We start from the raw sequence: 26,682 nt of genomic DNA on the forward strand, positions 1-26,682 counted from the left end.
GATACCCATTATTCGCGCGCATATTAGCATGAAGTCGCCTTTTCCTCTGGTACACCTGTGATTGAATCTCTTTTGCCAATCGCCCTTTTTGCTTTCTCAGCCAGTATTACACCGGGCCCTAATAACCTGATGATTATGTCATCAGGACTCAATCACGGCATCTACAGTTCAACACCTCACCTACTGGGAATTTGGCTGGGATTTCCCGCCATGGTGGTTGCCATTGGCTTGGGACTGGGAACCGCCTTCAATCACTTCCCTTTTTTGCATGAGGTAATTCGCTAGGCAGGCATTGCCTATTTACTCTACCTGGCATGGATAATTGGTTCGACCCGGGAAATGGGTTCTGGAAATTCAAGCCAACCCCTGAGCTTTACCCAGGCGATGGCTTTTCAGTGGATCAATCCTAAAGGCTGGATTATGGCCACTGGAGCACTGGCTGCTTTCACCAGTCCCGGCACAGAAATATGGTCGGGAGTTGTTAAGGTTGCACTGGCATTTATCACCATTGGCGGGCCTTGCGTTGCCATTTGGCTATTCTTTGGCGTTGGGCTAAAACGGTTCCTGACTGAACCACGCTACTTGCGAAGCTTTAACATTGCTATGGGATTGTTGCTTGCTGCAAGCGTTATCCCCCTGGCCCTTGAGGGGCTTACCCCCTTTGGCACAGCCACCTGAAAGGCCTCTTCAACAGCTAAAGCTCGGGAGCCTTCAACTCCCGAGGCGCTCAAAGCTAGGAAAAACTAGCGAGACGCAGCCTGGAAACGGCTTGCTGCACGAAGCTCGGCTGAGTCCTGTAACCAAACAATATCTTCAGCCTCTACTTGCTGCCCTGTTATCCCTGATAACTGATCACTGAGTACTTCTAGTCGGGTATTCTCATCGACGCCTTCCACTGGAAGTCGAATCCAGACCTGCCCCTCTTCGTCTGTAACCTCCGCAGGTGCCCCCTGTTCAGTGCTGCTTAAATGGCGATCAAACACCGAGCTGTGACCTGGCGGCAAATAAATAGTGCCATTGGTAATATCGACAGCGAAGGCCACTATGCCCGGCAGCAAGCCAAATAGCAGGCCTGCACCGTCCAAGATTACGACCGCAGGATCAACTCGCCCACCCGCCTGCCCTTTGCGCTCCGGGTACAGGAAATAGCCACAGGCGCTCAGATTCATCACTGTTACAAGCGCAGCGGATGCCACGATACTTCGTTTAATCACTCTATTCATGGTGTCACCTCTCACGAAAGCCCCCTATGCGGAGCTATTACTTGTTCTTTCTATTCCCACTAATGCCATGGGATCTATTCTCTATCTGTACAAATTCACGTCAGATAGCCCTGAGACAAAAAGATCATCAAATTTACGCCGATCGAAACGTTCGTACAACATCAAGCAGGCTCGATTGCCTAAACTTTAACCAGCACTTGCTGCGGGATGTTAAGGAGATTTACTAATTTCTGACAGTGTGGAGTGACGCACTTGTGATCTGACCGGGCAGTAAGCAGTCGCCTGGGGTCCGACACCGGAAATTTCAGGGAGCAGTAGTCGTAGCAGGTGCCGCCAGGGATTGGCTAAAGCACGGTATCCTTATCGATGCCGTGCTTTTCTATTTCACTAAATAAAGGAGATTTCGTCCTATCGCACCCAAAATTGGCGAGATCCCCTACCTTTCTTCCTGGAAAATTCCCCCTACCGCTGTATCCTGCGCCCAAGAACAAGAGTGGAGCTCTCTACATGTATATCAGCAGCGCCTTTGACAGCGGCAATATCGAAGTTATCAATACCGACAGCAATCCAATTGAGCTAGCAATCCGTCAGGACAACAATTCTGACTTCTACCAATGGTTTCACTTTCGTCTGGAAGGCGATATTGGCACCAGCTATCCCTTGCGTATCGTTAATGCCGGCAAATCCGCCTACCCGGAAGGCTGGGAAAACTACCGCATCTGTGCCTCATACGATCGTCAAAATTGGTTCAGAATTGGCGCCAACTACGACGGCAATACTCTGGACTTCACTGTAACCCTGGATGAACCCAGCATCTATCTCGCCTATTTCGCCCCCTACTCCTGGGAACGCCACCTGGATCTGCTCGCTTGGGCGCAGAGCCACGACCTGGTCAAACTGCAAACTCTCGGTAAAACCCTTGATGAGCGCGATATGACCATGCTCACGGTTGGCAATGCCGACACCGCGAAACATCGTGTTTGGATGATTGCCCGCCAACACCCAGGAGAGACCATGGCGGAATGGTTTGTTGAGGGCTTTCTGGAAACCTTGCTCGACCATGCCAATCCTACTGCGCAAAGCTTGCTGGCAAATACCGTATTTTATGTAGTACCCAATATGAACCCCGACGGCAGCGTTCGCGGGCATCTGCGCACTAACGCTGCGGGCGCCAACCTGAACCGTGAGTGGCTCAACCCCACGATGGAGCGAAGCCCGGAAGTCTTTTTGGTAAGGGAGAAAATGCTGGAGCTGGGCGGGGATATCTTCCTCGATATTCATGGTGATGAAGCCCTGCCCTATAACTTTGTTGCGGCTTGTGAAGGCATTCCCGGCTATGACGAGCGCCACGCCAAGCTGGAAGAAACATTTAAGCAAGCATATGAGGCCATTAGCCCCGACTTTCAAACGGAGCATGGATACGAACTGGATAAACCCGGTGAGGCAAATTTGACAATTGGTACCGCCTGGGCTGGACATCAATTCCGCACCCTGGCTCTAACATTGGAGATGCCGTTTAAAGACAATGATGACCTCCCCGACTTGATCGAAGGATGGTCCCCGGCGCGAAGCCAACAACTCGCTCGCGATATTCTTTTCCCAATTCGCGAAACGCTAAAAACTATGTCTTAATCAGCCCAAGAGCCCCTAGCTTAAAGAGCCAAGGGGCTTTTGCCGACCAAGACTTAGTAAACAGGCTTTTCTATAAACCAAATTATATCGATATGATTAGCCTGCTGACGGCTAATATCCCCGCTTTCAGTATCCAACCAAATTACATCTAGCTCCCCCGAAGAACTTAACTTCGCTCCCCATACCATACTGTTTGAAGTAGGTGGAACCATACCTAATTTTGAAAATTCATCTGATCCGAGATGATGAGGCAACTGCGCTGTAATTTCTCCCCCATTAGATATATGGGCAACAACAGGTATTGCTTGCTCTGCCTCAATAACTGTTCTCTCTTCGGTCTCAGTATTAACACTACCTAACCAACTAATTCGTACTGCTAACCTTCTGCGTATAGCATCCAATAGATTAGAGATCCCTCCAGCAACAACCCTTCCACTATGGTCTTTCTGAAAAGCAACTTCCCAGTTTCGTTTTGGGGGAGTAGTGAAACACCAAACTGAATGTACACGGTCGCTATCTACCCTATTAGAGTGCTCAAAACGCCCTAGTAAAATACCTCGGCTATCTAGTAAACCGTGCCACCGCCCAAACTCAGAAGAAAGCTCTATCCTTGTATCATTAATTCTAGGAATCTGCCGATGAACAGACTGAACTTTTGTTGCCACTTCTCCAGACATAACAGTTGTAAACTGCGCGTCAGACCAATGTGTAAGATCAGACTCTTTATCTCCATTAAAGTCCAAATCCCACCCCACTCGCATTGGCACTCCACTTAAGGCAACTCTGGATAGTTCTTTTTTAGAGCCCGCCACTACCACTCCATCAAAGTCGACTTCCAAAATAGGATCGTTACAGCTTGCCATCTGTTCGGCATTAACCTCAATCGCCCTTGCTAAAAAGAAAGTCAAAAGTAGCCAACTTTTACTTTTCATCACTATCACCCATGCAAACTTTATTTGCCATTGTCGCCTTTAAATGTTACCCACTAAAGAGCTGCTATATTTATACCCCAGCAGTAAGCCCCCTCATCTAAAGAAGGGATAAAAGCAGCATTTTATGAGTTGAATTGACTTTCTACGGCTAGTTTACGCAAGCCATTACCCTTTTTCTTTTGCCATCTTCAATAAAGCAAGCACAGCCAAAAAAAGAAGAAAAGTAAATACAACCAACCCCCACATCACCGACTGAAAAGCCTGGGCAAAAGCCTCATTAAACATGTTAGCGATGCGACCGTGCAGAGCAGCAGACACCCCCATTGCGCCACGCTCTATCCTTTCAGGATTAATCAGCAATGCACCGATATATTTTTCCAGTGCACTGGTAATCTGCACCCCACTTTCCTGCAATTGATTTAGCAAACTCTGTTTTTCCATTATCCGGAATACAGTACCCACTACAGCCAAACCAAGTGCTGCGCCTATGTTTTGTATGCCCCACAACATTCCGGTTGCTATACCTGCACTATTAGGCGGCAAAGCGCCAATAGCGATTGGCGCTGTCGCACTAAATACAAACCCCCAAGCCACACCAAAAGGTATAAAAGCCAGCAAAAGCGTTGAAAAATTGGTATCCACGGAGAATTGTGTCATTACGATTGCCGCAATCAAAATACATATGACACCAATTAAGATTGGAGCCGCAGGTGCGGAATTAGCCGCCATTCTGCCCGCCACAGGAGATACCAAAGCCATCACCAAGGTAATAGGGAGCAAAATCAAGCCGGACATTACCGTTGTATCCTGACGCACAATATGCAAATAAAATGGCAATAAAAAGAAAGCAGAAATGAGAAATATCAACAAGCTGAAATTAGTTAAAACACAAGCGGAAAATAGCGAATTCTTAAAATAGGCAAAATGGATCAACGGTTGCTCCAGTTTTCGCTCAACACGAAAAAGGGCAATAAAACTCAATATGGAAATAACCAGCAACAACAGTATCGGCCAGCTCAACCAACCCACTTGCGCCCCTTCAACTACTAACACCACTAGCGAACCCACACTAAGCGCAAGGAGTATCATTCCACGCCAGTCAATATAACTTTTTTCTTTATCTAAATTTTGCGGGCTCCGCATCACAAAAAGGCCAAGCACCATACTGACCAACACAAAGGGGATATTAATAAAAAAGATCGACCTCCAAGACAAATACTCACATAGGACCCCACCCAATACCGGACCAAGAGCAAAGCCGACAGCCAATACCGACATCCACCATCCCATTGCAAATCCGGCTTCTTTTTCTACAAAAGTGTGGGACAGCAAAGCAATATTATTCGGCACGATTATGGCAATGGAGACACCTTGAAAGGCCCGCCAGACAATTAACCAAAGTGGATCCTCAGCCAATCCCGCGAAAAGGGAGCTAACTGCAAGTAAAACCCATCCAATATTGAGCATCTTCAGGGAGCCCACAATATCCCCCAATCTCCCCATACTGGCCATCAGGATACATAGCATCAACATAAATATATTCATAACCCACTGGGTTTGAATAAAAGATGCACCTAAACTTTGCTGGATTGTCGGCAGTGCAATACTGACAATGGTGTAGTCCAACCCCAATATAAAGGTGGCTGGAAAGGAGCCAAGCAAAACAATCCACTTATTCATTAGTCGCATAATTCCCCTTATGTAGCTTGTTAATTAAAGCAAGGAAAGATCCTGAATAATTTATCGGCATTTATTGCTGAGAGAGCTACACAATCCATCCATTAACAATAGAATTATGATGTCGCCAGAAAACAACAAGAAACCAACCCTCATCACATAGACAAAAAAGTCCAATTCGTAGTAAAAAGCAAAAATAATAAGACGGTACCTTAAGGCACCGCACACCAATAAAAATTAAAAAATATTCACTAGCGTCTACTGCAAAGGTAGCGTATCTACTCAGTCCGGAGAAAAATAATGAAACACACTATCAGACAGATGATCCTATCGATTCTATTTGTACTTTCCTTCGCCTCCCCCCCACTTTGGGCCGATAGCATTTCTGATTTCCAAAACAGCTGGACAGGCACAGCCTTGGATCTGCAGCGTCAAATAGACAACCACACTCCCATGAGTGAAAACAATATTTTGGGGACACACAATTCTTACAACTCAGAAGTTTATCGCGCCTGTAACTTCTCAGTGGGATGCCGCTACCTGGACCCTCAACAGGAGCATTCCATAAAAGATCAATTGCGCATGGGAGCTCGCTTTATAGAACTGGATGTCCATTGGACAACGAAAATGGAGAGCCTCTTTTCCTACCCAAAAAGATTACTTCTGTGCCATGGGCTCTGCAGTATCAATGACAAGTATGCGACTGAAGGATTTAACGAAATAAAGGACTGGCTAAATGACAGCGCCAACCAGGGCGAAGTCATCATTTTATATATTGAGGACCACTCTGATGGGCGCCATCAAGATCTCTACAACCAAATAACCGATCGATTCGGGGATAAGATTTTCTACAGTGGCGGCTGCCAGAGTATTCCCAGCAGCCTTACAAAAAATGATGTGCTTGCTGCAGGGAAACAAGTCGTCGTATGGAAAGATAGCGGCTGCTCTGGAAATGGTGACATGAAGAACATGGCCTTCACCGGATTAGGGGAAATCGGTCGAGTGTGGGAAGACAGCACCACTATTGGCACCATAGGAGAAATTTTTAGCGGTGGTATTGAACGAATCACAGCCGACGATGTGCGCAATGGCTTTGCTGTAGGTCACAACATAATCAACCTCGATAATATGAATACGACCGATGGCCGCATCGCTGCAGCTATTTGGTCATGGGATCAGAATGAGCCAAATAACTTGAACAATGAGGATTGCGCTATGCAGTGGGGCAACGGGCGCTGGAATGATGCCAACTGCAGCAACCAATATAGCTTCGCATGTAAGAACACGGCTGACGGTAGCTGGCTGGTCAGCGCCTCCACAGGCCCATTCTCTTATGGTGCCGGGGTGTGCCAGGCACTGGGCAATGACTATGTGTTTTCCGCCCCCACCAATAGCCAGGACAACCAAGCCCTTAAAAGCGCCAAGGAAACCACTGGCTATGACAAGGTGTGGATTAACTATCAGGACCAGATAACTGAGGGCCACTGGCTGCACAATTAACCTCAAAAATCTCGACTTGGGGATTTAGGCTGGATAGGAGGCTAAGCCCGAGCCTCCTATCCAAGGCGAGTTTTATTGAAACCTCTCAAACACAAACCCTGTCACCATATTCAACTAAATTACCAAAACGGGAATATAGCTCTGGGCCCAGCCACACTCTACTCTCCACTGATCGCTGATATGTCGTTAGTTAAGACAAGATCAGGCATAATCTGCCTCCTAACAAGACTGTCAGGACAAAATTATGCGAATCCCTACCACCTGGCGCCGCCTTGGCTTGGCTATAGCCATCGGCGGTGTTATCAGCGGTTGTAGCAAGGGCAACGAAGAAGTCAGCTCACAAGCGCACTCCCATAAAGAACATATCGAGCACAGCACTGAAAAGCTCAATCTAGAAGCCGCTGAGAAGGCTCAAATTGATACTGTCGCTGCCGACCTGCACAAGCATGTCGCCGTATTGGCCTCCGATGAATTCGAAGGCCGCGCTCCCGCCAGTAAAGGTGAGGAGCTGACGGTAAACTATCTGGCAGAGCAATTTAAGGCGCTCGGACTTACCCCTGGTGCCGTAGATTCCGACGGTAACCCCAGCTGGTTCCAGGAAGTCCCCATTGTAGAGATGGATATTCAATCCACTCCCCTTACTATTCAGGGCGAGGGTGTAGGCCAGGTTCTAAAACCTATTGACGACATGGTCGCGTTTACCCAGCGGCAAACCAGCGCATCCAGCCTTAATGAAAGCGAATTGGTTTTTGTCGGTTACGGCATCGTAGCTCCAGAAAACAACTGGAATGACTACGCAGGTCTGGATATGGAAGGCAAAACCGCAGTCATTCTGGTGAATGACCCCGGCTATGCCACCCAAGATGAGGCTCTATTCAATGGCAATGCCATGACCTACTACGGTCGCTGGAGCTACAAGTTTGAAGAAGCTGCCCGTCAGGGCGCCGCAGGGGCCATTATTATCCATGAGAATGGTGCTGCCGGTTACCCCTGGGAGGTAGTGAGCGGCTCCTGGTCTGGCGCCCAGGTAAGCCTTGAAGCAGAAAACAAGAATATCGATCGCGTGGCGATTGAGGCCTGGATCACCAACCAGGCAGCGAAGGATCTGTTCCAGGCAGCAGGTCTCGACTTGACCGAAGAAATGGCAGCTGCAAAAGCACCGGGATTCAAGCCTAAGTCACTGGAACTCAAAGCCAGCATCGAACTCAGCAACAGCCTTGAGAAGTCCAACTCTCGCAATGTTATTGCTAAGTTACCCGGCAAAAAGTACGCAGATGAAACCATTGTTTACACTGCCCACTGGGACCACTTAGGGGTCAACAAAAACGCTTCTGGCGAAGACCATATCTTCAATGGCGCAGTGGACAATGCCACCGGTACCGCTGGACTACTTGCTCTTGCAGCCCAAGCAGTAAAAGAGGATCAAGCTGATCGCTCCCTGGTATTCGTCGCAGTAACTGCTGAAGAGTCCGGTTTACTCGGCTCCAAATACTATGCCGCTAACCCTGTTGATCCTCTGGAAAAGACGGTTGCCGGCTTTAACTTCGACGCTATGAATGTCTTGGGCCCCACCAAAGACATCACCGTCGTAGGCTTCGGCAGCAGCGAGCTGGAAAATCTCTTAGAAGCAGCCGCCAAAAAGCAGGGCCGCTATCTGGCTGCTGAAGAGCACCCGGAACGCGGCTACTTCTATCGCTCAGATCATTTCAGCCTGGCAAAAGAAGGCGTGCCAATGCTGTATTTTGATTCCGGTAGCGAAAACCATGAGCACGGCCGGGAGTGGGCACAATCCAAGGACAAGGAATATCTCAGCCAGCACTACCACAAGCCGGGAGATGAGTACGACCCCAACTGGAACCTGAAAGGCGCCGCTATGAATTTGCAGCTGGGCCTACAATTGGGCCTGAAGCTGGCAAACAGCCGCGACTGGCCCAACTGGTATGAAGGCAATGAGTTCCGCGCTATTCGCGACGCCAGTGCCGAAAGCCGCAAATAACCAAACAGGATAAACATCCCGCTTTTCCTTGGTGGCACCTCCTCGGTGTCACCAAACTTCCCTCCCCAAACATCAACCCTGCATTAGCTGCAGGTGCCTCTCCCTGAATAGAAACCAATAAAAAAGCCCCACTGTCTCCAGCAGGGCCTTTTATGCGAATGAACTCTTTAGCCAAATAGTGACTTAAGCAGCGCTAGTAGCCTCAAGCTTTTTCAACTCTTCATCGCGAAGTTCACGGCGCAAGATTTTACCCACATTAGTTTTGGGTAAGTCCTCACGGAACTCCACATGCTTTGGCACTTTATAAGCCGTCATATGCTCACGGCAGTAGGCGACAACTTCATCTTCAGTCAAAGATGGATCAGCCTTCACCAGGAAGAGCTTCACCTGCTCACCACTTTTCTCATCCGGGATACCGATAGCGGCAGCTTCAGTGACCTTCGAATGCGCGCTGATCACATCTTCAATTTCATTGGGATATACATTGAAGCCGGACACAATAATCATGTCCTTCTTGCGATCCACAATTTTGATGTAACCGTCATCCTGAATAACGGCCATATCACCGGTATTCAACCAACCTTCACTATCGATAGTATCCGCAGTCGCTTCCGGGCGCTGCCAATAACCTTTCATCACCTGCGGCCCGCGCACGCACAACTCACCAGGGGAGTTGTTTGGCAGGTCATTGCCATTTTCATCGACAACCTTGACCTCGGTTCCGGGAACCGGAACGCCCACTGTACCCAGTTGCACACCATCAGCCGGATTAAATGAAACAACCGGGGAAGTCTCGGTCATACCGTAACCTTCCATAACAATACAGCCGGTCATTTCCTCCCAACGCTTAGCGGTATCTCGAGTTAACGCCATACCACCAGAAGCTGTCGAGTGCAATTTACTAAAGTCCAGCTCAGCAAAATCCTTGTTGCGCATCAGCCCATTAAATAAGGTGTTAAGCCCAACAAATCCGGTGAAACGCAGGCCTTTCAACATTTTCACAAAACCTGGGATATCGCGCGGGTTGGGTACTAATAGCGAATGGTTACCCGTGGAGAAAAGGCACATACAGTGGATGGTAAATGCATAGATATGATAAAGCGGCAAAGGTGCAATATAGAATTCCTCGCCCTCTTTCATGCCATTGGCAAAGGCAATACGCACTTGCTCCATGTTGGCAACCAGGTTGCCATTAGTCAGCATTGCACCCTTGGCAACCCCGGTAGTACCGCCGGTATACTGCAGAACCGCAATATCTTCTTTAGTGCGCTCAACATCCTTATGTGGACGTTCAGCACCTTTTGCCATGGCATCACGGAAACGAACTTCATTGGCAAAAGAAAATTCAGGCACCATTTTCTTAACGTACTTCGCCACACTGTTGATCAAGGTACGTTTCAGCGGGCTGTGCAGATCCGCAATTTCGGTAACAATAACTTGCTTTACATCAGTTTCAGCAACCACGGCAGCAGCGGTATCGGCAATATTCGCCAGTACGATCAGTGCCTTGGCCCCTGAATCATTCAGCTGATGCTTAAGCTCGCGCTGCGTGTACAGCGGATTGGTATTTACTACAACCAGACCTGCGCGCAGTGCACCAAAAACAACTACAGGGTACTGCAACACGTTAGGTAGCTGGACAGCAATGCGGTCGCCGGGCTTCAAGTCGGTATGATTTTGTAAATAAGAGGCGAATCTTCCACTCAGTGTATCAATGTCACTGATTGAAAGTGTGCGCCCCAGGCATGTGAAAGCCGGCCGGTCACCGAATTTGGCGCAAGCGCCTTTAAAGACATCAAGTATGCTGCGATCAATGTCCAACTCTCTTCTCCCATTCCTGATTGTTGTCGTCGCTTGCCCACACCTTCCGTCTCCATAGGCGAAAGCTGCCATATCTCTTGGCGAGCGAGAATTTATTTATTGTTTGTAGTATCTTTGAGACGGTGAAAAAGAAGGGTTTAAAACCTCTCTTTACCGATCTCCCTCTTCACTATTCGCAGGAAATAAACCTGCCAATGCTGCGGCCAATTCGCGATTTCCAGAATATTGAACATCCCCCAAAAGGAAGGCGTGACGCCCACTTAATTGACCGTCCAATATAGCACTGAGAGTGCTGTTTTCCATTTCCAATGTTAGTTCTGGATTATCAGTCTGACCAAATTCGGAAATCACTTTGTAATTTTTAGATACTTCGGTGACATAAACATAGAAGTCACAGGCATCTGGCAGCCGGAACTGTACCCGAGCCAGCGGGTACGAACAAGCTAAGTGACACAGGCGCTCTTGAACTGAATCCGGCAATTGCATCGGAAATTCTCCGTTTAAGCCGCTTTATTACTCACAAAAAAACCGCCGGCATTTGCCGGCGGTTTTAATTTCAGAGCGGGATCAGAATGCAAAATGCTCGGCATCCAATTCCATCAAGTTGCCTGCTCCACTCAACATGGACGTTGCGTGGCTGGAAGTGCGAGGAAGGATACGCTCGAAGAAGAAACGCGCGGTAGTAATTTTCGCCTTGTAGAAATCTTCTTCTCCAGTGCCCGCTGCCAGTTTTTCATTGGCAACTTTAGCCGCCTGTGCCCACAGGAAGGCCAGCACGGTGTAACCGGAGAACATCAGGTAATCTACAGAGGCAGCACCGACTTCGTCTGGGTTTTCCATAGCTTTGCCGCCAACGTGCAAGGTCAGGTCGCCCCACTGTTTGTTCAGCTCTTGCAACTTAGCAACGAATGGCGCCAGTGCTTCGTTATCAATTTCCGCCTGGCAGAATTTGTGAACCTGCTTGGTGAAACCGCGCAGCAATTCACCCTGGGTCATCAGAACCTTACGACCCAACAGGTCCAGAGCCTGAATACCAGTGGTGCCTTCATAGATAGTGGAGATACGCGCATCACGTACGTTCTGCTCCACGCCCCACTCGGCAATATAACCGTGGCCACCGAAACACTGCATACCCAGGTTGGCAGATTCGAAACCAGCTTCTGTCAAAAATGCTTTTGCAATCGGCGTCAGGAACGCCAGCATATCGTCAGCGGCTTTCTTCGCGTCAGCATCGCCTTTGTGAGTGATATCAACCAGCTGTGCGCACTTAACAACCAGCATACGACCACCTTCAGAGAAGGCTTTCTGGGTCATCAGCATGCGGCGCACGTCAGGGTGAACAATAATCGGGTCAGCCGGGCCTTCCGGGTTTTTCACGCCGGACAGAGAACGCATTTGCAGGCGATCTTTTGCGTAAGCCAGGGACTTCTGGAAACCGATCTCGGAGTGAGCCAGGCCTTGCAGAGCAGTGCCCAGGCGCGCAGTGTTCATAAAGGTGAACATATAGCTCAAGCCTTTATTTTGCTCGCCGATCAGGAAGCCTTTAGCACCGTCAAAGTTCAACACTGCAGTGGCGTTGCCGTGAATACCCATTTTGTGCTCGAGGGAACCACATACTACACCGTTGCGCTCACCGGCAGAGCCGTCAGCGTTCGGCAGGAACTTGGGTACAATAAACAGGGAGATACCCTTGGTGCCAGCAGGTGCGTCTGGCAGGCGGGCGAGTACGATATGAACAATGTTGTCAGTCATGTCGTGCTCACCGGCGGAGATAAAGATCTTGGTGCCGGTAATCGCGTAGGAGCCATCTTCATTTGGCTCGGCCTTGGTGCGCAGAATACCCAGATCGGTACCGCAGTGAGGCTCGGTCAGACACATAGTGCCAGTCCAGCTACCTTCAACCAGCTTGGTCAGGTAAACCTGCTTCTGCTCTTCAGTACCGTGCTCTTCCAGGGTGTTCATGGCACCGTGGGACAAACCGGGGTACATGCCCCAGGACCAGTTGGCGGTGCCAACCATCTCGCTCATGATAGTGCCGAGCGAGGGCGGCAGGCCCTGGCCACCGTACTCAGGATCGTGAGGCAGCGCAGCCCAGCCACCCTCTACAAACTGCTGGTAGGCTTCTTTAAAGCCTTCCGGGGTAGTAACTTCACCATCTTTCCAGGTGCAACCTTGCTGGTCGCCAATTTGGTTCAGCGGTGCAATAACGTTTTCACAAAACTTTGCACCCTCTTCCAGGATGGCATCCACGACATCAGGAGTAGCCTCCTCATATCCAAGTGACTCATAATGCTTTTCTGAGTCCAGCATCTCGCGCATTACGAAACGCAAATCACGCAGTGGCATTTTGATATCGGTCATCCTGATAACCTCAATTCGCTTATGTTTGGGACCGGAGGCAAAACCATCCAGTCATATTTATGACTAATTTCTAAGATTGGTTCATCATAGTAGTAAGCGAGCAGCCCCCTCTATGGCCAAACCCGTCCAAAGCGGTGACAAATCGAGGCGAGAGGATGAAAAAAGGTGACTGGCCCAGTCAAATATCCAGGCCAGCTGCAGCGCGACCACCCCGGCGATACTCGCCTGGCGTAATTCCCGTCCATTTTTTAAAGGCGCGGAAGAAAGCACTGGATTCATCGAACCCAAGCATCTCTGCGATCTGCCCATTGGAAAGATCCGGGCAGCTGAGGTAGTGAAAAGCCGCTTCCATCCGACATTCGTCTTTGAGCTTCTGGTAGGAGGTACCCTCCTGCTGAAGACGACGTCGCAACGTGGTGACCGACATATTGAGCCTCTCCGCCACCGCCTCAGCGGCAGGCATGGACTCGCTCACATCCCGGTTCAAAATGGTTTTTACTTTGGTTTTGATACTGTTGGCACTGCCGTCGCTGATCACCAGGTGGTAAGGAGCGGTGCGAATAAAGTCCTCAACCATCTGCGGGCTTTGCACCACAGGGTATTCCAGGTAGCGGGTATCGTATTCGAGCGCATTAAACGGTTGCTCAAATAACAACTCATTAGCCTCGCTTTGCGCGAGACTGCGAAACTCTTCCGGGCAAGCAAATGAGAAGTGCAACCTGGCCAGCGGAATCTCCCGCCCTGCCAGCCAGCAATAAAACCTGTGCCAAACCGCTAGAGTTGTACGCACCACACTGGGGCTCGTGTTATTCAGCAGCTGCTCAAATTCGCCTTTGCCCAGCGAACTGATCCCGCAAATTTCAACCCGCTCGCGCCCATGGCCACCTTCTCCGAGTACCGGCTTCACCTTAAAACCTCGGCAGATTTCCATAAATTCGGCACAGAGCGTAATCGCCTGGCGGAGGGTTGCACAATTCACCACCGCCAGACACAACAAGCGAAAAGACCCGGAACGGACCCTTCCACCGCTAAGCATGCCAAACCACTCATTTTGCGCCAGCCACATCACGCGCTGGTACAAGCGGCCATACTTCACTGCTGAAAATGCGGATACGCCCTGCAATTCAGACTCATCGATATCGACAGAAGCTAAAAGCTCCTTGCGATCACACCCATGCTTGGTCGCCTCTTCGAGCAGTCGCTCGAGGTAGGCGATAGGGATGCGAATATCCTCTTCCGTTGACGCCATCTATTATTTACGCCTGCGCAACCAATTCAATAAAGCCCCGCACCCAAACGCCAGAGCAATGATGACAAGTAATATCACTAACAGAAGAATGAAATAGGTGACAACATCCTTAACGGGCAGGTCCCAGCTGTAGACTGCCGCCACTACAAAGGCGACACAGGCGAGGACACTGGTAATAAAGGAGCGGCGACTTCTTTTAGCCATGACGATCTGGATACATTGATTTTCAAAACAGGTGAGACTGCCACATTTTGTGGCGCTACCATTGTATTGTCGGCACCCAGTACCGACGCGGCGTCGAATCGTGAGGGATTGGCCGGTTCCTGTCAACGCCGCAGGAGGCACCAATGAGCAGAAGAATGCTGGAACCAGAGGATCGAGCCACGCTGTTAAGGCTTTTGCACTGGCTTATGTGCCTGACCGCCATTATATCCTTAATACTGTTGGGAATCGCCTTTTTTGCCCCTAGCTAATCAACCCACCCTTGGCCAAATGGGCGGGGTCTAACAATTCCTCAAGCGTTTCTCTATCCAGGTCCGTCATTTCAACAGCAACATCCAGCACTGGCCTACAGCTGGCATAGGCGGCCTTGGCAATCTCCGCCGCTTTCAGGTAGCCAATCACTGGGTTAAGGGAGGTCACTAAAATGGGGTTGCGGCCCAGGGTTCCCTCAATATGCGCCCGATTCACCGCGAAACTGGCAACGGCTCGATCAGCCAATAGGGTCGATGCATTCGCGAGTAGGTTAATACTTTCCAGCAGCGTACTGCCTACTAGAGGCAACATAACATTCAATTGAAAATTGCCGCTCTGTCCCGCCACGGTCACTGTGGTGTCATTACCCATCACCCGGGCGCAAACCATAGTAACTGATTCGGCAATAACCGGGTTCACTTTGCCCGGCATAATGCTGCTCCCTGGCTGCAAGGCCTCCAGGGCGATTTCGGAGAGACCAGCAAGGGGACCGCTGTTCATCCAACGCAAGTCATTGGCAATTTTCATCAGGGAAACTGCCAACACCTTGAGCTGCCCGGACAATTCCACCGACGTATCCTGACTGGAAATTGCGGTAAAAAAGTTCTCTGCCGGGCGAAACTGATGAGATGTGTGGGCGCTGATTTTTTGCGCGAACAGCTCGGCAAAATCCGGGTGAGCATTGAGCCCGGTGCCAATCGCCGTACCGCCTTGAGCCAGCTGGGCAAGCCGAGACATTACCGCGCGAATTCTCTCCCGGCACGCCTCTATTTGCGCAGCCCAACCTCCAACTTCCTGCGCCATTGTCATAGGCACTGCATCCATCAGGTGGGTGCGACCGGTTTTTACAATACTTTCAAGCTCCGTGGACTTGTCGCACAAGCCAGTGTGCAAATGGCGCAACGCAGGCAGCAGGGTGTCGCGCACTGCAAGCAGGGCGGACACATGAATCGCGGTCGGAACCACGTCATTACTGCTCTGACTCATATTCACGTGATCATTGGGGCTGATGGTTTGATCACTGTGCTTTTCTGCGAGGTGGGCGAGCACCTCATTAACATTCATATTTGAACTGGTACCAGAACCTGTCTGGTAAATATCGACAGGGAAATGAGTGGCATACTCCTCATCACCGAGACTGTCGCAGGCATTGATAATGGCCTCAGCCTGCGCTTTATCCAACAACCCCAAGTCCCGGTTGGCCTCTGCGGCAGATTTCTTTATCAGCACAATGGCGCGGATAAACTCTGCCGGCAAGCCGTGACCACTGACAGGAAAATTCTCCACGGCGCGCTGGGTTTGCGCGCCATACATCGCCTCAGTCGGCACCTGAACTTCGCCCAGGCTGTCCTTTTCAGTGCGGAATTCGCCACCCATTTCACTCTCCCCAGATGCGCTTAATGCATCAACAGAAGGCTATTTAGCTGCTGCAGCCCTACTCGACCACAACGGTAATTTTCTTGGACATTACAGGCTCTTTATGTGGCACATGCATATAGTTGCCCAGAACCAGTTGTAGCGTATGCTTGCCGGGTGGCAAGGTAACTTGAGTCTCGGTTTGCCCGCCGCCAAAGTGAATGATGTTCTTACTCGCCGGCAAAGGCTTGCTCATATCCGGCATATCATCCACATCAATCAGCAGATGATGGTGGCCGGTATTCTCTTGATTGGTACCCGCCGGTGCCACACCCATACCAGACAAACCAAACTTCACCGTAAATGTCTGGGGCACCTTCTCTCCATCTTTCGGCGAGATAATATAGACCTTGGCATCTGCTGGGGCCTTACTGCTCATATCCATTTTGCTTTCGTGCTCAGACGCATGTAACAGCGGCGACAACATCAGTGCGCTGGCAAACAGCAGAGAACTGGATTTAATCATGTGTATTCCTTCCTGATAGGGCGCCCAGATCGCGCCAATTCTTATAATCTGGCTTTACAGCTTCTCGGCCGCGGCACCTTGGTACCGTTCGGCAAAGACACTTTAACAGACCAAAGTTGCAGTTCCAGAGACTATCAGGGAATATAGTTGCGGAAAGAAAAAGAGAGATAGGATTTGTGACAGGGCTGCTTATTTAAATCTGCTTTGCGGCAATTAGGCAAGAGAGGGCCCGGACCAACCGGGCCAGAAAAATCAGATACTCACCCGCCCCTCTTGGGTCCACTCGCAGCGAACCTGCATATCGCCGCTGCCCGGCTCGTGATAAAGGCCAGCGGATTCCCAGCTGAAAGAGTGAACGCCGGAAAGCTCAGTTTCCAAATGCACAGTTGCCGAAACCCAATACATACTCTTCAACAACTCTTCAAACTTCTGTATCCACAAATCCCACTCGTATTCTACCGCCCGATAGGAAGCGCCAAAGTGGATTACATCGGTTTGGTACTGGGATTGCTTCACCTTAATGGTGGGAATAGCAAACATATCCCGGCACAGGAATGGCCATTCATCAGCACTGGGCAGAGCGAGCACAGCATTGCGGTTCACCCTGCGCCGATCGCTGCCGCCAGCGAGGCTATTGCTGTCTTTGATACATCCGTAAACGATGGATTCCTGATCGCCCTGAAGCATTAATTCCATTCCTTACCACAGTGCCACTGGACATCAGGTACCCAGGGCAAAACAGATCTAAGGCATCAACTTTAACGGCGAAGCGACCAGAAAGCCACAAAACAAAACACGAACCTGCAAAGTGCTCAAAAGTTCGGCTATTCAGTTACTAATGGTGCCCCGCCTAAAATACCAGGACTAAATCTCAAAGCCCCTTTCGCGCAGCATATCCAGAAGCGCCTCTTCATCCATAACCGTGATACCCAGTTCCTGTGCTTTGGTCAATTTTGAGCCGGCGCCTGGCCCAGCAACCAGGGTGCCGGTCTTGGCGGAAACACTTCCTGCGACTTTCGCACCCAGCCTCTGTAAGTAGTCTTTTGCTTCACTACGGGACAGGGTTTCCAGTTTGCCGGTGAGCACCCAGGTTTCCCCAGCCAGGGGCTGATCCTGCTCGTCACTCTCTTCCGCTTGCCAATGCACACCCGCCTGCTGCAGTGCCTCCACCTCTTCTTGGGCATGAGGTTGCTGAAAAAACTCAGCAACAAAATGAGCGACCACTGGGCCCACATCTTCAACTTCCTGCAAAGCCTCGACATCTGCCGACATTAGCGGATTCAATTCGCCAAAGTGCCGCGCCAAATTGCGCGCAGTAGCCTCACCCACTTCCCGGATACCCAGGGCATAGAGGAATTTAGGCAGCGTGGTCTCTTTGCTGCGCTCCAGTGCGTCAAGGAGGTTCTGCGCGGATTTTTGCCCCATTCGCTCAAGTCCCGCCACCTGCTCCAAGGTGAGGTGGTAAAGTCCGGACACCGAGTGTAACAAGTCCTCATCTACCAGCTGCTCTACCAGCTTGTCTCCCAGCCCATCAATGTCCATCGCTTTGCGCGAAGCGAAATGCTTGATGGCCTGCTTGCGCTGGGCACTACAAATCAGGCCGCCGCTACAGCGGACCACCGCCTCACCGGGCGTGGATTCCACCAGCGAGCCGCATACTGGGCAATGCGTGGGGAATTCAATAGCGTGGCCACCCGGCTTGCGCTTGCTCTCCACTACAGAAACCACCTGCGGGATAACATCTCCGGCACGGCGAATAATGACAGTATCACCCACCTGTACGCCGAGGCGCTCGATCTCATCTCGATTGTGCAGAGTTGCATTGGAAACGGTAACGCCGCCGACAAAAACCGGCTGCAGGCGAGCAACCGGGGTAACCGCACCGGTGCGCCCTACCTGGAATTCAACATCCAATAATTCAGTCATTTCCTCCTGAGCGGGAAACTTATAGGCCATGGCCCAACGGGGTGCGCGGGCAACAAAACCGAGACGGCGCTGCAGGGGAATACTGTTGACCTTAAAAACAATACCGTCGATATCGTAAGCGAGGTCCTCGCGCTTCTCGCCGATTTCCCGGTAGTAATCGATGCAGCCCTGAATATCTTTAGCGACGCGCATCTCCCGGTTTGTACGGAAGCCCCAATGTCCCAACAGCTGCAAAGTCTCAACGTGCTCTTCCGGCAGTTCACCGCCCTCTACAAGACCTGTGCCATACACACACAATTCCAGCGGTCTCTGCGCTGTTATGCGGGAGTCCAATTGACGCAAACTACCAGCAGCGGCATTTCGAGGATTTACGAAAAGCTTCTCACCCGCCGCGGCCGCTTTGCGATTCAATTCGGCAAAGCCCGCTTTCGGCATATAGATTTCACCGCGCACCTCCAATACACCCGGATACTTTTCAATACCATCTGCTTGACGCAAACGCAGAGGTACAGATCCCACGGTGCGTACATTCTGGGTGATATCCTCACCCGTCGTGCCATCCCCTCGCGTTGCCGCTCGCTCAAGTACTCCGTCGCGATATAAAAGGCTGATAGCGATACCGTCTAATTTGGGTTCACAGGCGTATTCCACTGGCCCTTTACTGTTGAGGCGCTCACACACCCGGCGGTCAAACTCCAGCAACTCTTCATCATTAAAGGCGTTATCTAAAGACAACATCGCCACCTCGTGGCGAACCTCCTGGAAAGAGGAGAGCGGCTCTGCGCCTACCCTCTGGGTGGGAGAATCCGGTGTCAGTAGCTGAGGGAATTCACTTTCCAGGTCCTGCAACTCGCGCAGGCGCCGGTCGTACTCAATATCCGGCAACTCGGGATCATCAAGCACATAGTATTGGTGATTCGCACGCTGGAGGATTTCGTGTAATTCCTGAACACGCTCGCGCACTTGAGGGGAAATAGTTTGATGAGTCATCGGCAATTCGAGTGAATAAAAATAATAGTTAGAAAATTATTTCGATTTTACATGCAAATACGGCCCGAGCTTACGGCTAATTTCCAAAATGAAAATCAGCCGGCATCCCGGGCCGCATTAAAAATGGCAACAATTATTTAGAGATTGCGAGTTAGCTTTGCGCCATCGCTAAAGTCCTGCGGCGCTGGTACTCCACAACCCGCTGACGATAATGCTCCGCCGTTTGCGCGGTAAATACACTGCGATTCTCATCCTTCAATTCGCCACCGAGCAGCTCGGCAATTTTGTATGAGGTGGAAAGCAGTTGATCGAAAGCTTTAATCGCCTCGCCTTCCACAGGTAGTGTCAGGAACAAGCTAACACCCGGCGTGGCAAATTCTTCCATCTGGGCCAGGTCGAAAACGCCGGGCACAACAATATTGGCGAGACTAAAGATAATGGCCCCATCAGCACCGCCGTGCTCATGGTAGTGAAAAATATTCATTTCACCAAAGCGCATGCCACAGGCAACCATTACCCGAAGTAAATCATTACCCTCGAAGTAATCCCCTTCTGGCGCCATTACATTAATCACCAGCACCTCACGGGTGGGAGCACCTTCACCAACACTGCCAGAGCTTGGAGACTGAGAAGATCGTTCGGGTTGAGAATCCTCATGCACCGCTTCATGCTCAGGACTGTGAGCACTATCCATCGCATTTAGGCTTTCAGCCTCATCTAATGCAGGCTCATAGCGTTGCTCTTCACCGACCGACTCCATCAGAGTGGGGACTTGCTCTTCCAAATCGAGGATACCCTGCTCTTCCGGACTCCTCTGGGGATTGCTGCCAGCGAGCGGCTTGCGCGAGGAAATAAAGCTCTCCTGCACCTGGCGATTCACATGTAGCGCATCCTCTAGCGGACGGCGCTGAACAACGCGAGCCTGCCCGGGCAATTCGCTGTTTGCGGGCTTGGGCTCTCGCGTCTCCAGGGGTTTGCGGACCGGGGGTTCTTCTTCAGCCTTCTCTGAGACCGGATCAGCTTCATTTTTTACTTCAGATTGCATGGCCCGCGACAGATTGCGGGAGACCTTAACTGCCGCGCGCTGTCGCAAGATCGCCCGGCGTATGCCATCGACCACAACGACCAGCAGAACGACAACCAGGATTGTAACCAGCCAGTTATCCATTTTTTAGCGCCTCTCCCTTTACGCCCTTATGCAGAAGCCAGCTCGGCTGCTTCTTCCACATTCACCGACACCAGTCGGGATACACCCGGCTCGTGCATGGTAACCCCCAGCAACTGATCCGCCATCTCCATTGCGATCTTGTTGTGGGTAATATAGATGAACTGAACGTGTTCTGACATTTCTTTAACCATTCGTGCGTAACGACCAACGTTAGCATCGTCAAGGGGAGCATCCACCTCATCCAACATACAGAAAGGTGCTGGATTCAGACGGAAAATCGAGAATACCAATGCGATCGCCGTCAGCGCTTTTTCTCCACCCGAGAGCAGATGGATTGTGCTGTTGCGCTTGCCCGGCGGGCGGGCCATGATCGCGATACCAGTATCGAGCAGATCTTCACCCGTAAGTTCCAGATAGGCATTACCACCACCAAAAACTTTCGGGAAGAGTTCCTGCAGGCCCGCATTTACCTGATCAAAAGTTTCCTTGAAGCGGGTTCTCGTTTCCTTGTCGATTTTCTTAATTGCATTTTCCAGGGTCTCCAGCGCTTCCATCAGATCCCCATGCTGGCGATCCAGGTAGTTCTTGCGCTCAGACTCCTGCTTGTATTCATCGATAGCGGCGAGGTTAATCGGCCCGAGACGCGAGATACGCGCGGCTACCAATTCCAAATCTTCCTGTACCTGCTTAATCGTAAGATCGCCAGGTAACTGCTCGAGCAGCTGATCGATATCGTGCTCGCTCTCGCGCAGCTGCTCTACCAATCCGTTTCGTTGCACTTCCAGAGTCTGCGCAGCGAGACGCTCCTGCTCAAGCTGGGCGCGCACTCCCTGAAGAGCCGCCTCCACTTTGTGGCGCTCCTGTTCCTGCTCACGCAGGCCGGTCTCAACCTCTTCCAGCTTTTTGCGCGCATCGGCGAGTTCCGTTTCCACCTCAATACGCTCGCCGAGTTTTTCTTCCAACTCAGCCTGAAAATCCTGGGAGGGGTCCTGGGTCTCCTCCATTTGCTCCTGCAATTGCTGACGACGACTGCGCAACCTTTCCAGCTGCTCGCTCATCACCTGCAAAGTGCGCTCGAGAGACACCATCTGGGTGCGCACTGACTGCTCGCGCATAGCCAGTTCATGGGCGCGATCCTTGTCCTCCCGCGCACGCTGGCGCACGGCATCCAAAGCTTCGCGCAATTCCTCCCGGCGTGCCATTAGCGTTTCGCGACGATCGGTATCATCACTCATCGCCTCGACAGCCTCCTGCAGCATTAGACGAGCTTCCGACAGGGACTCCCCTTCCAGCTCCTGCTGCTCACGCACCTCACCGATTTCCTGCTCAATTCGGATACGGCGCTCATTCATCTGCTCCGCACGCGCCCGTCGGGCGGACAACTGGCTGCGAAGCTCTGCCTCGCGACGCCCGAGCTGGTCGGACTCATTGCGAGCTTGTTCGATGGAGCGCTCGAGATCGACCGTTTGCGTGCGCAGGGACTCACGTCGCTCGGCAATACTCTCTATCTGCTCCTCACACAGGGCCAGCTCCTGCCCCAGGGTTTCAAGATCCTGCTTGCGCGCCAGGACCCCGGCCTCTGCATCACTGGCGCGATTCACTCGCAACCAGTTGGGGCCGAGCCAGAGCCCATCGCGAGTCACAATAGACTCATGAGCTTGCAAACTCGCGCGCCTGGACAGCGCCTCTGTCAAATCTTCTGCGGTATAAATTCCTGCCAAGATGCCGGAGAGAGAGGCTGGCCCCTGAACCATATCCTGCAGCGAAGGAAGTGCTCCTTTCACACTGCTATTTACAGCACTGTTATCGATTAGAACCGCTTGACCGCTTTCCAGTGCCGCCAATCCTTCAGCCACGGATTCGAGCTGCTCAACACATACCGCCTGCAATTGGGGGCCGAGGATAGTTTCAACTGCGGTTTCCCAGCCGGGCTGGGCTTTAATCTGGTCGGCGAGCCGGGGCTTGTCAGCCAGGGCTTGCTGCTGCAGCCAATTCTCAACTGCCTTGCCCTGCCCTAAAGCAGCTTGCTGCAAGGCTTCCAGAGACGCCTGACGGCCTCGCCCGGTTTGCAACTGCAAGCGCAACTGATCGAGTTCGGTAGCCAGCTCCCGCTCCTGCACACGGAGACTGTCCAGAGACTCGCGACGCTCTGCCGCTTCCTCGCGGCGCTCTTCAGCCTGCATTTCCAGCTCGGCCATCTGTTCGTTCAGCTGCAGCGTCTCTTCATCGTCGTCAGAGACCTGGAGGCCGGACTGCTCCGCCAATAGCTTATTGATCCGCTCCAGCAGCCGCTGGCCAGAAGTTTCCAAGTGCTGGATGCGGGATTGTTGCACTTCAGCTTTCTGACGGGAGCCAGAGGCACCCTGGTTAAACTGGTCCCACTCGTTCTGCCAATTGCGCATCTGTTCTTCAGATTCGAGCAGTGCCGCAGCAGACTCCTCTTCTGCTGCCAAGACCATCTCCAGGTCCGGCAGAATAATCTCAAGTTCCTCCTCAAACTGGGCCGCTTTTTCGCGATCCACTTCGAGGTTGGTCTCCGCCTCGCGATATTCTTGTTCGGTTTGCGCCAAATCGGAATGCAGGCGAGTAGAGCGCTCACGAGCGTGGGCAATGCTCTGCTCCAAACGGGCGATATCTCCACCGACGGCGTAAAAGCGCCCCTGGACTTCGTTAAAGCTGTCAGATAGCTCGTGGTACCCCACGCGCTTTTGCTCAATGCCTGTGTCACAGGTGACCTGGCGGGTAACCAGCTCTTCAACGGTGAGTTCAAGCTCACCTATTTGTTGCTGCTTGGCCTTGGATTGGTCATCCAGTTCGCGGTATTTGAGCGCCTGAAGATTGGCCTTGTGGCTGCGCTCTTCCTCTTTAAATCGGCTGTATTTTTCCGCTGCTGCGGACTGTCGCTCCAGTCGGGACAACTGGCGATCCAGCTCATCGCGGATATCCGTGAGGCGCTCAAGGTTTTCCGAAGTCCGTCTCATCCGATTTTCAGTATCCCGGCGGCGCTCCTTGTATTTGGAGATACCGGCGGCCTCTTCGATATAGACGCGCAGCTCTTCGGGCTTGGCTTCGATCAACTTGGAGATCATGCCCTGCTCAATAATGGCGTAGCTGCGCGGGCCCAGACCGGTACCTAAGAAGAGATCGGTTACATCGCGGCGGCGGCACTTCTCGCCATTCAGGTAATAGGTGTTCTGTGCTTCCCGGGTTACCTTGCGCTTGACGGAAATCTCCGAGAAAGAGGCATAGGCTCCAGAAAGCTTGCCCTCAGAGTTATCAAATACCAACTCAATCGAGGCCTGCCCCACGGGCTTGCGGCCACTGGAGCCGTTGAAGATAACGTCCGTCATCGAATCGCCGCGCAGGTTCTTTGCGGAGGATTCCCCCATTACCCAGCGCACCGCATCGATGGTGTTGGATTTACCACAGCCATTGGGACCCACCACCGAGTTGAGGTTTGTCGGAAAATAGACAGTGGTAGGGTCAACAAAAGACTTGAAGCCCGCTAGCTTGATGCACTTCAGACGCATGTATTTATAAACTCGATATTTTTCTCTGCCGGGCGGGACACCAAACCTTCAATCTTACTTGGTGTCGCCAGAGCATTCAGCGCTATTCTTCACAGTAATGTTCAGTCGGGATTATCAATCCGACCAAGCAGCGGTCAAGTCAAACATGACGATCGCTACCAAATGCCAACTTGCCCCAATAGAACTCATCAATATCTGGGCAATGTGAGCTTGAGGCCAATTAGACGCAAGAATGCCATCCGGCCGCAAATAAAAATGAGGCCACAGCTTACACTGTGACCTCATTTTCGACAGTCACAGCCAGTTACAGCTGACTATCGATGGCTATTGACTGAGTTTCACTCCAGCGGGATTTAGGCAACTCACTAATCATTCCCTGCCAATCCCCCGGGGCTGGACGCGCATCTCCCTTAATGGCCAGTCGCGCTACCAACTGCACAGAGTCGACAGTGGCGATGGAACTTCCAGGCATCATTGCCCGGGACTCATCCAGCACAACCTCTGCCGGTAACTGTCCAGCCGTGAGGCGCACGATAGCCAGAGGCATCGGGCTCGCAGCACTGCGTGCATAGATAAATACCGGGGTAGATTCTGGAGCTTCAACCCCCTCCCCCAAACTGACCTGAACTCGAATCTGCGGGCCTTTCTCTTTCGTTTCTACCTTTGCCTGCACCGCTACAGCCTCACCGCTGTCTGCCAAAGCGCTTTCGGCCCTGGCAACGCCAGCCTGAAGCGCCTCTGCTGCTGCAGATCCTGGGGGAAGCTGGCTAAGCGCTAGCTGCCAATGCTGGCGAGCCTTGCGGTAGTCCCCATCTTCAAAAGCGGCAATACCCGCCAAGCCCAACACAGTGCCGTTGGATGGCTGCACCTGTAACACCTGCTCAATCAAGGAGCGGATTTCATCGGTAATCTTGGAACCGCCTTCAAAAAACAGCGCTTGCGCCAGCTCAGCTTTAACATTGGCCGCCTGGGGCTCGCGAGCCACAACATAGCGATAGGAATCTACCGCCCCAGCCAAATCGCCACTCACTAGTAGCCGCTGCGCCAATATATAGCGACTGCTAAGATCATCTGGATGAGTTTTAGCCCGCTCCTGCAAATGACGGGTGATTTTTGCCTCTTCCTCCGAAGAGGTGTGCCCGCCTTGGCTCGCCAACATATCGCGATACAAAGCTACTTCGGACGGTCGGTCGGAAAACCCGTAGGCAGCTGCTGCAATTGCAGGCACCAAAACCGCCAGCCCGATCAGCAATCGGCCGCCACCCTGCCTGGCTTCACCAGATTGACTTTCCTGCTGAGCCGCCAGCAGTTCCCGCGCGAGATCTGCCTCCAGCTGGGCAAACTGCTTTTCATCCATCGCACCGCTCTGCACCGCAGCGCGAAGTTCTTTACTGCGCTCCCGGTAGAGCGCTGCCATAGCCTCTCGCTTGCTACTACCGCTGCGACGTCTGCCTGCAGCTCTCAAAGCAGGAATCAGAAATACAAAAGCTACCAACAGTAGCAGTAGGGCTACACCAAACCAGATATCAATCATTTACCTTCCTTCCCGCTATCACCTTCATCTACAGCTCCTTCTCCCAACAACTGCTTTAATCGACGCCGCTCATCATCAGTGAGTTCCCCACTGCCGTCATCTTGGCGAGCCCCGGTACCACTTTTTGAGCGCATCACGATCACAATCAAGGCCAGAAGCCCGAAAACGGCAAAAACTCCCGGAGCCAACCACAGGATCAAGGTATTTTTCTGAACAGGTGGGCGGTAGAGCACAAAATCCCCATAGCGGGCCACCATGTAGTCAACGATTTCCTGGTCCGTAAATCCTTCCTCCAGCAAACGGCGGATTTCACGGCGCAAGTCCGAGGAAATAGACGCATCGGAGTCTGCCAGGTTCTGGTTTTGACATTTGGGGCAGCGCATCTCTTCAATAAGCACGCGATACCTTGCATCCAGCTCGGGAGAGGACAATTTTTGTGTCTCCACTACCGCATGTGCAGCGATGGACAGGCAAAACATACCGAATGCCAGTACAAGTTGGGCCAGCCAGGTCTTCTGTGTCACAGCTTTTCTCACGCTCTAACTAACGGGAATTAGGGCGATTATAACAGTGTCACCCCCCGGCGGACACGCCCACGAATTCACACAAAAGCGCGTTAACTCATTGAAAGACAAAAAAAAATTCAAAAAAGGCGTTGACGCCACGAAGAATATCATTAAGATACGCAGCTCCTGACACGGGGTGGTTAGCTCAGTTGGGAGAGCGACGGCCTTACAAGCCGTAGGTCACAGGTTCGACCCCTGTACCACCCACCACTTCTCTTACT

21 protein-coding genes and 1 tRNA gene are annotated in these 26,682 nt (G+C 51.6%); 6 read left to right on the plus strand and 16 right to left on the minus strand.

Features of this window, described 5'->3' with window-relative positions; translation table 11 throughout:
* Positions 1-57: 57 nt before the first annotated feature.
* Both ACJJIQ_RS12165 and ACJJIQ_RS12170 read left to right on the plus strand, forming a co-directional pair.
* Positions 58-285, plus strand: a complete 228-nt coding sequence (locus ACJJIQ_RS12165) for a LysE family translocator (RefSeq protein WP_445364736.1) — start codon at positions 58-60, stop codon at positions 283-285.
* A gap of 54 nt (positions 286-339) precedes the next feature.
* Positions 340-678: a LysE family translocator gene (locus ACJJIQ_RS12170; RefSeq protein ID WP_445364737.1), complete on the plus strand. Its 339-nt coding sequence runs from the start codon at positions 340-342 to the stop codon at positions 676-678.
* 65 nt (positions 679-743) lie between these two features.
* Here ACJJIQ_RS12170 and ACJJIQ_RS12175 read toward each other — a convergent pair whose 3' ends face one another.
* Positions 744-1,223 (minus strand): hypothetical protein, encoded by a 480-nt coding sequence (locus ACJJIQ_RS12175; protein ID WP_444957259.1) that lies wholly within the window; start codon positions 1,221-1,223, stop codon positions 744-746.
* Positions 1,224-1,730: 507 nt separating this feature from the next.
* Here ACJJIQ_RS12175 and ACJJIQ_RS12180 point away from each other — a divergent pair.
* Complete coding sequence (locus tag ACJJIQ_RS12180) at positions 1,731-2,855, plus strand: M14 family metallopeptidase (protein WP_445364738.1); 1,125 nt, start codon at positions 1,731-1,733, stop codon at positions 2,853-2,855.
* A 53-nt stretch (positions 2,856-2,908) separates the two neighbouring features.
* Here the strand turns inward: ACJJIQ_RS12180 and ACJJIQ_RS12185 are convergent, their stop codons facing one another.
* Both ACJJIQ_RS12185 and ACJJIQ_RS12190 read right to left on the minus strand, forming a co-directional pair.
* Positions 2,909-3,787, minus strand: coding sequence for a hypothetical protein (locus tag ACJJIQ_RS12185; RefSeq protein WP_445364739.1), 879 nt, complete (start codon positions 3,785-3,787; stop codon positions 2,909-2,911).
* Positions 3,788-3,952: 165 nt separating this feature from the next.
* Positions 3,953-5,467, minus strand: a complete 1,515-nt coding sequence (locus ACJJIQ_RS12190) for an MFS transporter (RefSeq protein WP_445364740.1) — start codon at positions 5,465-5,467, stop codon at positions 3,953-3,955.
* Positions 5,468-5,764: 297 nt separating this feature from the next.
* Between ACJJIQ_RS12190 and ACJJIQ_RS12195 the strand changes: the two genes are divergently transcribed.
* Together ACJJIQ_RS12195 and ACJJIQ_RS12200 are read left to right on the plus strand one after the other, a co-directional pair.
* Positions 5,765-6,964, plus strand: a complete 1,200-nt coding sequence (locus tag ACJJIQ_RS12195; protein WP_445364741.1) for a phosphatidylinositol-specific phospholipase C domain-containing protein — start codon at positions 5,765-5,767, stop codon at positions 6,962-6,964.
* Between the two features lie 244 nt (positions 6,965-7,208).
* Entirely contained in the window at positions 7,209-8,960 is a 1,752-nt protein-coding gene (locus tag ACJJIQ_RS12200; protein WP_445364742.1) for a M28 family metallopeptidase, read from the plus strand.
* A 183-nt stretch (positions 8,961-9,143) separates the two neighbouring features.
* Here ACJJIQ_RS12200 and ACJJIQ_RS12205 read toward each other — a convergent pair whose 3' ends face one another.
* The 13 genes from ACJJIQ_RS12205 to ACJJIQ_RS12265 form a co-directional block, all read right to left on the minus strand.
* Complete coding sequence (locus ACJJIQ_RS12205; protein ID WP_445364743.1) at positions 9,144-10,781, minus strand: AMP-binding protein; 1,638 nt, start codon at positions 10,779-10,781, stop codon at positions 9,144-9,146.
* A 150-nt stretch (positions 10,782-10,931) separates the two neighbouring features.
* The gene (locus tag ACJJIQ_RS12210; RefSeq protein ID WP_282933465.1) at positions 10,932-11,267 is read right to left on the minus strand and encodes an SCP2 sterol-binding domain-containing protein; all 336 of its coding nucleotides are present in this window, start codon (positions 11,265-11,267) and stop codon (positions 10,932-10,934) included.
* Between the two features lie 81 nt (positions 11,268-11,348).
* A complete protein-coding gene (locus tag ACJJIQ_RS12215) occupies positions 11,349-13,142 on the minus strand; it encodes an acyl-CoA dehydrogenase C-terminal domain-containing protein (protein ID WP_282933466.1) in 1,794 nt (597 codons plus the stop codon).
* 178 nt (positions 13,143-13,320) lie between these two features.
* Positions 13,321-14,391, minus strand: coding sequence for an AraC family transcriptional regulator (locus ACJJIQ_RS12220; RefSeq protein ID WP_282933467.1), 1,071 nt, complete (start codon positions 14,389-14,391; stop codon positions 13,321-13,323).
* A 3-nt stretch (positions 14,392-14,394) separates the two neighbouring features.
* Entirely contained in the window at positions 14,395-14,595 is a 201-nt protein-coding gene (locus ACJJIQ_RS12225) for a hypothetical protein (RefSeq protein ID WP_282933468.1), read from the minus strand.
* 261 nt (positions 14,596-14,856) lie between these two features.
* A complete protein-coding gene (locus ACJJIQ_RS12230) occupies positions 14,857-16,242 on the minus strand; it encodes a class II fumarate hydratase (protein ID WP_445364744.1) in 1,386 nt (461 codons plus the stop codon).
* Positions 16,243-16,300: 58 nt separating this feature from the next.
* On the minus strand, positions 16,301-16,747 hold the full coding sequence (locus ACJJIQ_RS12235) for a DUF4399 domain-containing protein (protein ID WP_282933470.1): 447 nt from the start codon (positions 16,745-16,747) through the stop codon (positions 16,301-16,303).
* A 252-nt stretch (positions 16,748-16,999) separates the two neighbouring features.
* Positions 17,000-17,434 carry a hypothetical protein gene (locus ACJJIQ_RS12240; RefSeq protein ID WP_282933471.1) on the minus strand — a complete coding sequence of 145 codons (435 nt, stop codon included), beginning with the start codon at positions 17,432-17,434 and terminating at the stop codon, positions 17,000-17,002.
* Positions 17,435-17,611: 177 nt separating this feature from the next.
* On the minus strand, positions 17,612-19,663 hold the full coding sequence (gene ligA, locus ACJJIQ_RS12245; protein ID WP_445364745.1) for an NAD-dependent DNA ligase LigA: 2,052 nt from the start codon (positions 19,661-19,663) through the stop codon (positions 17,612-17,614).
* A 151-nt stretch (positions 19,664-19,814) separates the two neighbouring features.
* Positions 19,815-20,831, minus strand: a complete 1,017-nt coding sequence (zipA, locus tag ACJJIQ_RS12250; protein WP_444912635.1) for a cell division protein ZipA — start codon at positions 20,829-20,831, stop codon at positions 19,815-19,817.
* Positions 20,832-20,857: 26 nt separating this feature from the next.
* Positions 20,858-24,361 carry a chromosome segregation protein SMC gene (smc, locus tag ACJJIQ_RS12255; protein ID WP_445364746.1) on the minus strand — a complete coding sequence of 1,168 codons (3,504 nt, stop codon included), beginning with the start codon at positions 24,359-24,361 and terminating at the stop codon, positions 20,858-20,860.
* Between the two features lie 304 nt (positions 24,362-24,665).
* Positions 24,666-25,895 (minus strand): c-type cytochrome biogenesis protein CcmI, encoded by a 1,230-nt coding sequence (gene ccmI, locus ACJJIQ_RS12260; protein ID WP_445364747.1) that lies wholly within the window; start codon positions 25,893-25,895, stop codon positions 24,666-24,668.
* On the minus strand, positions 25,892-26,419 hold the full coding sequence (locus tag ACJJIQ_RS12265; RefSeq protein WP_413665137.1) for a cytochrome c-type biogenesis protein: 528 nt from the start codon (positions 26,417-26,419) through the stop codon (positions 25,892-25,894). The genes ccmI and ACJJIQ_RS12265 overlap by 4 nt, the downstream gene beginning before the upstream one ends.
* 176 nt (positions 26,420-26,595) lie before the next feature.
* Here ACJJIQ_RS12265 and ACJJIQ_RS12270 point away from each other — a divergent pair.
* Positions 26,596-26,671 (plus strand) — tRNA-Val (locus ACJJIQ_RS12270).
* The last annotated feature ends 11 nt before the right edge of the window (positions 26,672-26,682 follow it).

Source organism: Microbulbifer maximicatervae (SeqCode) (assembly GCF_052468295.1).